The sequence below is a fragment of the Rhizobium sp. UFLA01-1127 genome (assembly GCF_059803845.1).
Genome location: NZ_JAUQTZ010000029.1, coordinates 16,988 through 29,854, shown reverse-complemented (window position 1 = coordinate 29,854; position 12,867 = coordinate 16,988). Strand labels below are relative to the sequence as shown.

Here is a 12,867-nt window from a genome sequence, read left to right as displayed (position 1 = left end):
TCGCTCCCGTCAGTTCGAGCTACGCGGCGGCCGCGTTCTTCGAGCCGGCTGCAAGAGCGCTGCCATAAATATCCAGCGTTTCATGGGCGACGCGGTTGATCGTCAAACGGTCGATATGCACTTGGCTCTTGTCTTTCCACTCCTGCAGTCGATGAGGTTCTTCAAGCAGGTTACAGAGCGCGGCGGCCAAGGCGGGCGGATCGTGCGGCGGCACCAATATTCCGGCTGCCCCATATTCCAATAGCTGCGGGATCCCGTCCACATTGCTGCCGATGACGGCGCATCCCGCCTCGCGGGCCTCGGAGAGAACCAGCGGCGCGGGATCGGCATGCGACGGCAATACGAAAATATCCGCAGCCGCCATCCAGGGGAATGGATCCTGCTTGGCTCCCAGGAAGGCGATGGCCGAAGCGCACTCCATCTTCGCGACCATTTCCATGTAGCTGTCATGGAACGGCCCCTCTCCGACGATGAAAAGTCTGGCTTCGGGGTGCTTTGCACGAGCCAGGCGAAAGGCCTCGAAGAGATCGGGCAGGCCTTTTCTTGGATGCAGGCCGCCGACGAAAAGGATGCTGGGAGACGGCAGGTCGGCGGGTGTCCTGCTACGGCTTTCGGAGCGAACGGAGCCGATCGTGCCGTTGAGGACCACACAGAGCTTTGATGGCGGTATCCCGCGCTTGAGCATGGAAGCCCGCACCGCCTCGCTGACTGCAATGACGCGGTTCCCGAGGCCCATCAAGATCGCGCTCTTCTCGAATTCATTATGAACGGTGGTAATGAGCGGAGTGCCCGACAGTCGGCAAATCGGCCACGCCAGAACTGCACTGGTCATCATATGGGCGTGGACGATATCGGGCTGCCAGGCATGGACATGCTTTCGCAAGGCAAAGGACGACTTCAACAGATTGACCGGCTTTCGCTGATGGTCGATCATCGCTGTCGCGACATTGTTCTCATGCAGCAGCGGATCGAAATCACCGCCACCGCTTGCAATGCAGACGTCATGGCCCAATTGCGCCTGTGCGCACGCCAGATCGACCGCCGCATGGACGTGTCCATTCAGCCTGTTCGTGTGGTTCAATATATGCAAAATCCGCATAAAATGCACCTTATATAAGTGTGATAAATATAAACACGATATATCGAGGATGCTGGCGCAGTATGCTTTAGCTCTTTCGGCATGGCAATCATAAAAGTCTCCGCAATTCCGCTGTGAAACTCATTGATTGCGCGACAAATTTCCAATTTATATTCAGTTGATTTTAGGAATACTTATGTTTCCGACTTCGTCCTCAGCGCTGCTTCTGCCTCCACTGTCGAGGCGCGCGCGGTGGGCTGATAGTTGAAAGCGCCCTGGCGCCCCAAGGATTCAAGGCCGAAAGCCTGGAGTTGTTGCATTGCTTGCGCAGCATGGCCGGCAGCGCCCTTGCTATAGATCGGATATGCTTCCCCGAGTATGTCGCTGCCTTCCAATTTGAGATCGCCCTGGAAAAGCCCGTTGGCACGAGCGTGATCCCTGAAGTCGTTTTCGGCGCGTTCAATCGAGCAGCCGATCTGGTCGCCGATGACCTCGACTGTGAAATAATCGCGGTCATCGACTTTGCCGTAGAAATCGGAATACATCGTGAGGCGTTTCCAGGCGCCCTGATGCGAAAAATTGTAGATGATCGATTGCGAGAAGCCGCGTTCGCCGGAAAAGCTGAAATAGAGGGAGATGAGCGTGATCGTCTCAAGCTTCCGGCCTGAATCGAGGCCGCACAGCTTTTCCGCTACGTGGATGGGGATGGTCGAGATAACACGATGCGAAGCCACGACCCTGTCCTGCAATTGCAGGTGAAGCTGGTCGTGAACCTTGCGGATCGTTCGCATGTCCGCCGCTAACTGAAATTCCGCGCCGCGCCGCTCCAATCGTTCGACCGCAGCCCGGTAAAGGAACTGAAAGCCTTCCTTCGGACGCGCCATTTGCCGATTGGCCGGCCCAGGTTGGGTGCGCCTCAGTGCCCGCGCTATCAGATTTCTCAAGGACGCGTGTTCGCTGATCCAGAGCATCCGCTTACGGGCAAGATCGATGTCTATTGCCTCGGTCGCGGCTCCATAGAAGCGCTTCATATAGGATTCCAGGCCGGAGCGATGCAGCAGGCGGCTCCCGATCCAATAGCGGGCGAATTCTTTCGCATTGCGCATCTTTCGCTGGAAGAGACGCGCGAAAATGACCGAGGAGAAAATTCGCAGCACTTCCGTGACGCCGGCGCTGAAAATGTCGTCGCGCACCGAAATCGGATAAGCAGTGATCATTCCCTGAGGGTTCAGTCGCGCCCATGTCGGTTCGATGGGAACATAGAGAGGCAGCAATTCCGGAAAATGGGCAAGCAGCGGCGAATCGTCCTGAAATATGAGGCTGCCGATATCGAACGTATATCCTGCGTGCGACCAGTCGATGTGATTGCCGCCGACATGGTCGTACGCATCGACGATCAGGACGCGGTGATAGCCCTGCTTCTGGAGCACTGAGGCGGAGACCAGTCCGGAGATGCCCGCCCCCAGGACGATGGCATCAAATCTCTCCACCTCGGCGATGACATCGTTGGCGGCATAATGACCCGCATCATTCATGGAACGGTCCCCTGCTGCGGCTTCTTATAAGGAGATTAAAATTTTTGCTTACTGAAAGTTTCAGTCGAAAACTGTCGAAAATTCACTTCGTTTATGGTGTATCACAAATCTGTGTAAGGGCTATATGGAACAAAAATTCGAGTGAATTCTCAATCTATATTTTAATTTTACTTGATATCGCGGCGCTTGTGTAGTTACATCAAGAATGGATCGGCCTGTCTTCTGGATGAGTGCCGGGTTTGATTGTGAATAAATTGTGCCCGTGTAGATTATTACTATTTCGTTGAACGCCGGGGAGGTTATCTCGTGCTACGGCCAAGCCTCGACGATCTCTACAGGAATATTGGCGAAATCGACCTGATTTCCACCGATGTATTCGACACGCTGCTGTTGCGCCGCGGGAAGTCGCAGCGCTCGCGTATTGCCGCAGGCGAGGCGCGGTTTGCCCGTCTCCTGAAAGAACGGGGACTGCTCTTCGAGGTTGGCGAACTCGTCAAATGCCGCCTTCTTGCGCAGAAGTTCGCCTATCGGGCACTCAACATGGGCGACGGTATCGGGGAGGTGAGGCTGAGTGATATCATCGGCTGGCAGCTCAATTTGCTTGGCTTGCCGGACGATCTCGTAAGCGAGCGCATTGCCATAGAACTCTCCGTCGAGAAGACGGCTCTTCGCGCCAACGCCTGGCTCGCCGCGCTGTTGAGGCAGTTCCGGCAGGCCGGAGCGCGTATCGTCGCCGTCAGCGATACCGCGCTTTCAGCTGCCGAGCTCGGCGAGCTGATCCATCATTTCCATGGCCCAGGCCTGATCGACGGCATCTATTCAAGCGCCGACGCCCAGGCGAGCAAGCGTTATGGCGGATTGTTCAGCGCCGTCCTCAAGAATGAATCCGTCGCTCCGTCCCGCGTCCTGCACATAGGCGATGACGAAACGGCGGATTTTCGGATGCCGGCCTCGATGGGGTTGCGGACGCTTCACCTGCCGAAGAGCCAGCTGGAACGTTACGCTTCGCGCCTGGATGGAGCGCGGACCGAGGCGTTCAGTAAACTCGGAAAGCAGCTCAGGCGAGGCGGCCGACCGCACTCCGCGTTGAGCGACAAAGTCCTGTTCGGCCGCGACGTCTTCGGGCCGATCGTCGCGGAGTTCTGTCTTTATATCTGGCTCTACGCCGCGCAGGCCGGGCTTGGTCACGACACGACGCTGCTTTTCTGCGCGCGGGGCGGCATCGGCATCCGGGAGGCGTTCGAGCGCATGTTGCGGACGCTCGGCCTGCCGCTCGATGTCAAGCGGGAGAATATTCTGATTTCGAGGCTGGTCGCGGCGCGCTCTGCGGTCATGGTCAGAAGTCCTGCCGTGCTCGACGAGCTTGGACGTGAATTCCAGGGCGGAAGTTTCGCGGATGTCGCCCGCGCCCTGGGCGGGCGCAGCTATGAATTGCCTGACACCTGGCGCCATATATTCGATCCCGCGCGGTTCTTTGCGCTTCTCGAGACGGATGCCGGCGGTGCCGTCCTTGAAGATATTCGCAGGCAGAACGAACTGTTCACCCGCCATCTGGAACAGGTATCGGCAGGGGCGCAGCGCATCGTTCTTTGCGATACCGGCCTTTATGGCAGCACGCAGCGCTTGTTGGCGGCCGGCTTTCCGCAGCAGCGCTTCGAGACGATCCAGTTTGCCCGTTGCAACTACAAGGGCCTGAGCGAGGATCATTTCCCCAGGGTCGCCGGCCTCGTGGTCGAGCAGAACCTTTACGACCCGTTCAAGACGGAAACGGTCATTCTGCGATACTGGCAGATCATCGAGAGCTTGTTCGAGCCGGCTCTGCCTTCCGTTCGTCATTTCAGCGAGACCATCGACGGTGCCGTCATCGCCAATTCGGGTGATATTCGGTTCGGCGCCATAAACCCCGCGGTCGAAAACCCGCTTCTGTCGGGAGCGCTGCAATATATCGAACATGTCGAGAGCGGAGCCCAAGTCCTGCGGGATGCCGATCGTGCATGGCTGCGCCTTAAACAGGCGATCATCAATCCGAGCCCGAGTGATGTTATCGCGCTCGGGGTCGGCGCACGTTCCGTGGATTTCGGTCGGTCCGACGTTGTGCAGGTGCTCAATCATCCGCAGAAAGTCGCTCTGGCCGCGAAGCTGATGTCGGTGAAATCCCATCTTTGGCGCGAGGGCGCCATTGCCCGGGACTTTCCCCGCTTCAAGCCGCCGCTGCTCGCCGCGCTGGAAATGGCGCATGTGTTGCGAGGGGTTTCGGCTCGGCTGTATCGCTGAACAACGGAGTTTGCCAAGGACATGTACATGAGTGACGCGACGCTTGGCGATCATGGCTTCTGTGGAGGCGCTGGCGGCCCTGGCCTGAAAGCCGGACCGGATCCAAGACAAACGGAGCACTAGGGTCGGCATGCTTGCGTTCAAAGCCTTCAAGGGAGCCGGCTGGCTCGTCGTTTCACGCTTCGTCGGCCGTCTCGTCGATTTCTGTACGCTCCTGCTCTTCGCCCGTATTTTGACGCCTGCCGATTTCGGTCTGGCGGCGCTGGCAATGTCGCTTGTCGTGGTCGTGGATACGGTGCTGGAAGTGCCGGTGACGCAGGCGATGGTCCGGCTCGATGTGATCGACAAAAGCCACCTGGACACGGGCTTTACGCTGAGTGTCGTGAGAAGCGGGCTGATTGCGCTCATCGTTCTGGCTGCCGCATGGCCCTTCTCGCTGATCAACCATAATCCGCAACTCACGCCGCTGGTTGCCGTTCTGGCGATCGGGCCGATTGCCAGGGGTTTCTATAGTCCGGCGATGGTGCATTTCGCCCGCCAGCTCGGTTTTCGCCAAACGTTCCTGCTGGAGTTCAGCGGAAAGCTGTGCGCCTTCGCCATTGCGATGATCACGGTCTTTTCCGGAGGAAGCTACTGGGCAATTGCAGCAAATTTCGTGACGAATTCGGTGGCAGCTGTAGTGGTTTCCTACCTGCTTGCACCCTACCGCCCATCATTCTCGCTGCGGCGCCTTTCCGATTTTGCCGGCTTCGTCGGCTGGTTCAGTTCCGCACAATTAATTTCGGCATTGAATTGGCAGTTCGATCGCTTTCTCATCGGTGCGACCACCGACAGCACCATGCTCGGGCGCTATGCCGTTGCCAGCGACGTATCGGTGGTTCCGACGCAAAGTCTCATCGGTCCAGCCTTGCAACCGGTCATGGCTGCATTCTCGCTTATAACTTCGGATCAGCAGCGAATGCGTCTTGCCTTTCTCAAAGCCGCTCGGTTCGCGATGCTTATTTCCGTGCCTGCTTGTGTCGGGATATTTCTGACGGCAGATCTGGTGACGGATCTGCTTCTCGGCGGAAAATGGAAGGATGCTGCTCCTCTGCTCAGCCTTTTATCCCTGTCCGTGATCCCGATACCTTATTTTCAGACCTTGTATTCGGTTAGTCTTGCGCTTGATCGTCCGCGTGTTCTCTTCAGGCTGAACGGCATCGATCTATGTCTGCGGATCGTGCTGATCTCGATCGGCTTCTATCTCTTTTCGATCACCGGCGTCAGCGCCGCAAGAGTGGTCCTTTCAACCATCATGTTTGCATTCTATCTCCACGAGGTGCGGCGGCAACTGGAGCTTGGAATGTGGACGCAGCTGAAGAATCTCTGGAAAATCGGCTTTGCCGCCATTGTCATGGTCTTATGGGTCGTCATGCTGCGCCATGAGCTTGGCGGTCGATCCTTGAACCATGTTTTCGAGCTCGCCTTCGTCGCGGGAACCGGTGCGGCAGCCTATGTCGGTACGTTGCTCGCGCTTGGCATGCGCCTGATCGCCGGCCAAGGGCGGTTCGAGTTGGCCGACCGCCGTTGATCCTGCGACCGTCCTGCGCGTCAAGGATGGCGTATTCGTTACATCAGCGCCTGTATCAGCCCGACGGTCGAACGGTTGCCGCCGTTCAGCCGGTAAGCGAGCCCGCGGCGGGCGTTCCGGTTCGGCAATACCATCGTAAGCAGGCAAAATGCTGCAATCGTCCCCTTGGTCTTCAAGGAGTAATGCTGCCGCCAGAGTTTTCGAAGCAGCGAAAGAAGGAACTTGATCGAAGGGCGTTTGCCTTCCGCAATCGCCAGATAGAAATTGCGTTCGAGATAGTAATAGGCCTCATCCGGCTGAATGAGCGCATCCGCGCGTCCGGTCGGCTTCAGAATTCGGCGCAGGTGCTCCATCCTCATGACAAATCGGCGCAATTCCTCGCGCAACGAGGCGGGATCGACGGGTCGCCCCAGTCCCGAAAAATTGCGGCCGTGGATGCGGTAGCGCCCGAGCCTTTGCGGCAGGCTGACTATATCGCCCATGAAAGGGGCAACGAAGAGCAGCAGTCCGTCAATTGCCGGATCGTAGTCCATTTCTATCAGATATTCGCAGACATCACGGCGGAAGACGTTTCCGGACGTCGGAGGGCTGGTGTAAACGCCCGTATGCAGCACGCTGTCTGCAATGACGTGGCGGTCTCTAAATCCTTCTACGGTCGTTCCGGCGCCAAGGACGTTCCCGCCATGATCGATCCGCGTCAGCGAGAATTGAAGTTTGGCAACGCCATCGTCCAATTCCGGCAGGATCGTCGCAAGGGAGCCCGGCGCCAGCTCGTCATCCGCATCGAGAAACAGCACGAAAGGTGCTTGCGTCCGCTCCAGGCCGTAAAGGCCGGCTGCCCTCTGGCCGCTGTTTTCAATGCGATAGGCCGTGACGCCCTCGCGTTGGATGACGTCCCATGACGCGTCGGTGGAACCATCGTCTATGACGACGAGTTCGCATTCGTCGCAACCTTGCGAAACGACGCTGCGGATCGCGTTCGCCACATAGGCTTCATAGTTCCAGCAAGTGATGACGACAGCAATCCTGGGAGCTTTCATTTCATCCTACCTGCCTCTCTCTCGCCCGGATTTATCCCACTGAAACGCGCATCTTGAAGCGGGTTCCATCTGACCTCCAGCTTCGTTTGACGCACGTCACGCCTTTGCCAGATCGATGACCGTGCCGATGACATTGGCGCCGGCGCGCCGCAATTGCAGCAGCGCATCGTTCACCTGATCCGTCGTCGTCCTGCCGGCGCACGCGATCACCACCACCGCATCGGCGTGAACCGACAATGCCACCGCATCCGACGAGGTGCTGACGGGAGGCAGTGCCAGGAGCACGTCTCCTCTGGCTCTCGCCGCTTCCACGATCCGTCCTGCTCTCTTGTCGCGGAAATCGACATAAAGATTTGTCAGCACATTGGTGGAGTGGATCGCAAACCGCGCAACGCCTTGTTCGTCTTTGCGTCCGTTGCCGAGGATCACCTGCTCGGGCCGCATATCGTCGACGAGAGCATCCGCCAACGATGTCATCAACAGGCTGTCCGTTTCGCGATTGCTCTGATTGTCCTGGCTTGCCTCGTCATAAAAGAGGGTGACATGCCGCCCGCTTCGATTGAGGAATTGCGCGAGGTTGACGCTCGTCTTCGGGATTCCCTGGCCCGGCTCCCATCCGGTAATCGCGATGATGAGTCCTCGCTCGTTTCGGATGTTCGAGCATGCGATCTCGATGGATGTCCTGAGATTGCGAATGGCCAGGGCATAGGCGCTGCCAGGCTGATTGACGGCAAGGGAGGTTCTTCTGCTATAGGAGCCGCGTAAGGTGCTCGCCCGGCCGGCCGGATCCGGAAGGCTTCCGAGGCAGGATATCCCCGTATCACGCGCCAGATCCTTCGCATTGCGGACCTTGCGATCGAAGGCGATGTTGAGGACGATGATCGAAAAACCGAAAAGCACGCCGAGAATGCCGCCCAAAACGGTAATCAAGGTTGCGCGAGGTCCCGACGGACTTAGCGGCACCAGTGCAGCGCCGATAATTCTCGCGTCGCCGTCGGGCGTCGGAATAGCGGGCAAGGCGCCCTGTTTCATAGCGTCGGTCGCGGCGGCGACCTGAGCCGCCAGCGCGTCAAGCCGCCATTGAAGCACCTCGGTTCCCGCCCGGGCCATCTCGTCCTTGAAGCTGACGGCCTGCAGGATATAGGCGGAGACGGTCGCGTTTGCGATGCGCGCGGCAAGCGTCGGATCGGAGGAAGAATAACTGATTTCGATGACGTAGGACTGGCCGACGCGGCGGGCATCCAGATGCTGCGTGAAATTCGAAAACGCTGCCTGGTGTGCATCGACGGCGGGCGCATTCGTCCGAGCCGCGCCGGTCGGGGTACCGGGACGAGGCGCCTTTTCCGTGTCCGGCCAGCCTATGGCAGACCATACATAATTTACCGCGCGCATCGCATTGCCGAGGACAAAGCCGCTTATGCTCGGCGGTTGCGGCCCAAGCTCCGGTTTGTCTCCGAGATTAAGGCTGCTGAAGACGGCCGAGAGCAGACGTTCGGAACGGATGATCTGAAGTTCGCCGTCTGCCCGGTTGAGGTCGAAGTTCTGGGCGTCCTGGCTTGAAGTCAGCGTCAGGTGGCGGGGTTCCAGCAGGACGGTTGCCGTTGCCGTATAGGTGCGTGGCAACGAATGGGCGTAGGCTGCCGCCAGGCCGACACCGACCGCCGTGCAGAGGATGAGTTTCATCTTGTGCTGCAGAGCGAGCATGCTCAACGATCGCAGGAGCGCGACCGGGCCTTCGCTGGTCTTGTCGGCAGGAAGTTCGTCCAGCCGCCAAAGCCGAGACGAGCGTTCCAGTAGAGACGGGGCGTTTTGCGTCATCTAGTCCTCACCTCCGACTTGAGTTGCCTCGCATTGCTTCTCGCCTGCAATCCTGCCGCCCGCTCGGGCTGGAGGCGTCCGCAAAGGAGATCTTTGATTGCGATCAGATTGCCTCTTGCGCGTCCCCATCTGTCTATGAATGGCTCCGGCCAGACGGCCCGCGAGAAGTTCATGGCCATGTTGCAGAAGATGTGATTGGCGACCATCGGTCCGGTCATCGTCCCCTTGCGCAGCATATAGATGGGATTGATCACCTGCGAATAGCCGAAGCGGTCCCCGCTGACGCGGCCGCTCTTGACACCCATGTGTACCCCGAAAGCTTCCGCGCATTTGACGAAGCGGCCGCCCCGCTTGGCGAGGGCTGCAGCAAAGTCGCGATCCTCCAGCCAGCCATAAAGGACGAGACGCTCGTCAAAACGCGTCTCGCCGATGGCCTCGGCCCGGAAAGCCATGTTGCATCCATAAGGGCTGTAGGGTTCGATCCAGGTCCAGTCGCTTGTCGGAGCGGCTTCGACAAGGCGCAATGCCTCCTCGAAGCCGATTCCCGCGCCGCCGGCCCCATCGGCAAGCACGCGGCCGGTGAAGCCGGCGATCTGATTGTCATCGCGGAACGCTCTTGCCGCCGCGGCCAGCCAATTCGCGTCCGCCAGGAAATCATCGTCGAAAAAGGCGATGATCTCGCAGTCCTCGGGGATGTTCAGCAGCGCGGTATTTCGTTGCGTCGTCAGGCCGCCGGGGCCGGTCACCACCGTCACTTCGGGATGACCGATGAGATTGCCGGCATCCGCAACGTCGATGCAGGAAACGATGACGGTTTTCGGCTTCAGCGTCTGCGTGGCGAGCAGGTGACGCACCGTAGCGCTTGCGGTCGCCGGCCGTCCTCGCGTAGCAACGATGACCGCGACATGCGGGGTGCTTACCCCGGAGGGCTTGTAGGTTTTCGGCCGCGCGATAGGCTGCGCAAGCAGCTCCATATAACCGGCTGCCGTCTGCGACCAGGAGAAATTCTTGATCTGGTCGTATCCTCGCCCCATGAGGTCGATACGCATCCCCGGAGATTCCTTCAGGGTGCGGATTTGCCGAACCCAGGCGGCCGGGTCGGTCGGCGAGGCAAGCAGGGCGGCATCGCCGCAGACTTCCGGTATGCTTGCGCAATAGGAGGCGACGACAGGGCAGCCGCGCGCCATCGCCTCTACGATCGGCAGGCCGAAGCCTTCCGTCAGCGATGGAAAGGCAAGGCACAGCGCTCTTTCGAGCAGGTAAGCCAGGTCATGGTCCGAGACACGCCCTATCATATGGACGTTCGATCTTTCCTTGAGTGCGCCGGGGACGAAAATTCCTGCATCGCCGCCGGCAATCACGATATCGATGCCCATTTCATCAAGCCCCGGAGCGGCATCGACAAGCAAGGCAAGGTTCTTGTGCCGCGCCTTGGATCCGAGTGCCAGGATGAACTGGCGGTCGCATCGCCCGAAGGTCTCCGTGACGAAGCTCGGCGCAATCTGCGCAAGCGCCGGATCCCAGCTAAAGGCGTGTTCGTGACCGTTGGGAAGAACGGCGATGTCTTCGATCCGGATCGGCAGATGCCTGGTGATCTGGCGCGCCGCAGCATGCGATACGGTTACGATACGGGCCGAACGCTTCACGAGAAGCGGCTGCAGCGTTTGATAGACTATCCGGAAAGCCCGGCTATAGCTGTCCGGAGTTGTAAAGACATTGGCATCGTGGATGCATACGATCTGATCGGCTTTGGTTGCGGGTGCCGTGTTGCAAAGGTTGAGGAGTCGGCCATGCCATTGGGCCGGCAAGGTGATCTGTTCCCACGGATGGCCGGATAGGGCTCCAGATTGCATCAGCGGCATGTGGCTGAGCCCCGGATCCGAGGTCCCAGGAGGGGCAATGATCGCCGCCCGGTCGTCGGTGGCAGCAAGTGCCGTATTGAGCGCGCGCACCACATTCGACGCGTAGCGCTGCACGCCCGTTGGGTTCTGACCGAGGAAGCGGCCGTTGACCGCAAAAAGGGCGCCAGCGCTCATATGGTTACTGCTCCTATCGGGCGGCCAGTGCGGATATGGTGCCTGCTGCGCTCCGGCAGCGCCGATGCCAATCCGGCGAGCATGCAGAAGAACAGACCCTGATCGATGACGGGACTGACCAGCATGTCGCCGACCAGAAGGCCGAAGCAGCCGTTGCAGGCGGCCAGACGCGCATCCGCGCCAAGGCTGCCCGGAATTCCGCGCTTCCTGATCAGCGCTCCGAAGGCGAACAGCAGATAGAAAATCGTGCCGGCGATGCCGACATTTGCAAGAAGCGCGAGGGCAAAGCTGGAGGTGCGAGCGGTACCAAGGCCGACACCTACGCCCATGGTATCGAAGACGTTCTGGATCGCGGCCATATTCCAGGAACCGCGCTCGATGGCGGAGTCGGACGTGGATTTGCCGAGCGCTATGATGTTGATGTAATTATATACGACCTTCGACATATCAGGGTCTATCGCGATCAGCAGCGCCGCCGCGGTCGCAATCGTCGGTACGAACACGATCGCCAGGGTGCTGGTGCGGCGGGCGTTCTTATGACCTCCGACGGCAATGGCGGTCATATAGAGGATCAAACCCATTGCGGGTGCACCGACCAGCCCGGTTGAAGATGTGGACATCACAACCAAGACAAGGGATGTGATGGCGACAAAGCCGGTGAGGTAGGGACGGCGACCACAGAGCCAAAGCGTGCCGGTGAAGGCAAACACACCGAGAGTTGAGCGCGCAAAGGAAGAGGCTTCGGTAAATGATCCAACGATGCGTTTGACGCCCGCAACCTGATCGTCGGTGTGCAGCACATACTGCGCATTCCGCATGAAAGCGAGCATGCCTTGCGTGCCAGTGGAGTAGGTGGCGACATCAAGCAATGCAAAGGCGGTATTGGCAACGGCATAGGCAAGAAGCCCCGCTAGAACCGCGTTGAAGCCGCGCCAATTCGAAGCAACTGCAACCGTCAAGGCATAGCAAAGAAGGTTGCCGACCATGTAGACACTTTGCGTGAGATTGCTCGAAACCGGAACAAGCGGAACCGTCGATCGGCTGTCGTCAAAGATCGTCGTTCCGAGCGGTACGATCTGCGTGATGCCCGACAGAAGCCGCGGTGCAAAATATGCGCTCAATACGCCATAGACAACAAGGAGAGCAAACCAGAAGCCGGGCTCACCAAATTGCAACGCGTGCAGAAATTCGCGCGTCGCGCGCTCCCGCGTCATGACACCCAATAGAAGGAAGCCCAGCATGACATGGCCGGGCTGAATATTTGCGGCCCCGACAAACATTGCCGCTGCCGATCCGAATACCGCTGCCACCGCCAGAGCTATGACGGTCGCACCATTGCCGAGGAACAGGCAAAAAAGCCCGCATAGAATGGCAGCGATCCCGATCGGCTCGATACTCATGGCAGAGCCTCGCGGTGGCCGGATCGCGGCCTTATATGGCTGCGGTCGGGAGGAAGCCAAGATGAAGGATCGCGGGAGCGAGGCGGCAAACTCGCCGCATCGCTGGCCCCCGCATG

8 protein-coding genes are annotated in these 12,867 nt (G+C 59.1%); 2 read left to right on the top strand and 6 right to left on the bottom strand.

What is annotated here, in order from left to right; all coding sequences use genetic code 11:
• Positions 1-19: 19 nt before the first annotated feature.
• Both Q4Q11_RS09840 and Q4Q11_RS09835 read right to left on the bottom strand, forming a co-directional pair.
• The gene (locus tag Q4Q11_RS09840) at positions 20-1,099 is read right to left on the bottom strand and encodes a glycosyltransferase family 4 protein (RefSeq protein ID WP_498569379.1); all 1,080 of its coding nucleotides are present in this window, start codon (positions 1,097-1,099) and stop codon (positions 20-22) included.
• 173 nt (positions 1,100-1,272) lie between these two features.
• Positions 1,273-2,613: an FAD-dependent oxidoreductase gene (locus tag Q4Q11_RS09835; protein ID WP_498569378.1), complete on the bottom strand. Its 1,341-nt coding sequence runs from the start codon at positions 2,611-2,613 to the stop codon at positions 1,273-1,275.
• Between the two features lie 306 nt (positions 2,614-2,919).
• On the opposite strand from Q4Q11_RS09835, the gene Q4Q11_RS09830 reads away from it, so the two are divergent.
• Together Q4Q11_RS09830 and Q4Q11_RS09825 are read left to right on the top strand one after the other, a co-directional pair.
• On the top strand, positions 2,920-4,887 hold the full coding sequence (locus tag Q4Q11_RS09830; RefSeq protein ID WP_498569377.1) for a hydrolase: 1,968 nt from the start codon (positions 2,920-2,922) through the stop codon (positions 4,885-4,887).
• A gap of 130 nt (positions 4,888-5,017) precedes the next feature.
• Entirely contained in the window at positions 5,018-6,457 is a 1,440-nt protein-coding gene (locus tag Q4Q11_RS09825; protein ID WP_112509667.1) for a lipopolysaccharide biosynthesis protein, read from the top strand.
• A gap of 38 nt (positions 6,458-6,495) precedes the next feature.
• On the opposite strand, the gene Q4Q11_RS09820 is transcribed toward Q4Q11_RS09825, so the two are convergent.
• The 4 genes from Q4Q11_RS09820 to Q4Q11_RS09805 all read right to left on the bottom strand — a co-directional run bounded on the left by Q4Q11_RS09820 (position 6,496) and on the right by Q4Q11_RS09805 (position 12,751).
• Positions 6,496-7,497, bottom strand: coding sequence for a glycosyltransferase family 2 protein (locus tag Q4Q11_RS09820; RefSeq protein ID WP_113214450.1), 1,002 nt, complete (start codon positions 7,495-7,497; stop codon positions 6,496-6,498).
• Between the two features lie 96 nt (positions 7,498-7,593).
• Complete coding sequence (locus Q4Q11_RS09815) at positions 7,594-9,315, bottom strand: Wzz/FepE/Etk N-terminal domain-containing protein (RefSeq protein ID WP_498569376.1); 1,722 nt, start codon at positions 9,313-9,315, stop codon at positions 7,594-7,596.
• Positions 9,312-11,351, bottom strand: coding sequence for a glycosyltransferase (locus Q4Q11_RS09810; protein WP_498569375.1), 2,040 nt, complete (start codon positions 11,349-11,351; stop codon positions 9,312-9,314). Before Q4Q11_RS09810 ends, Q4Q11_RS09815 begins: the two co-directional genes overlap by 4 nt.
• Entirely contained in the window at positions 11,348-12,751 is a 1,404-nt protein-coding gene (locus Q4Q11_RS09805; RefSeq protein ID WP_498569374.1) for a hypothetical protein, read from the bottom strand. The genes Q4Q11_RS09810 and Q4Q11_RS09805 overlap by 4 nt, the downstream gene beginning before the upstream one ends.
• Between the last annotated feature and the right edge of the window lie 116 nt (positions 12,752-12,867).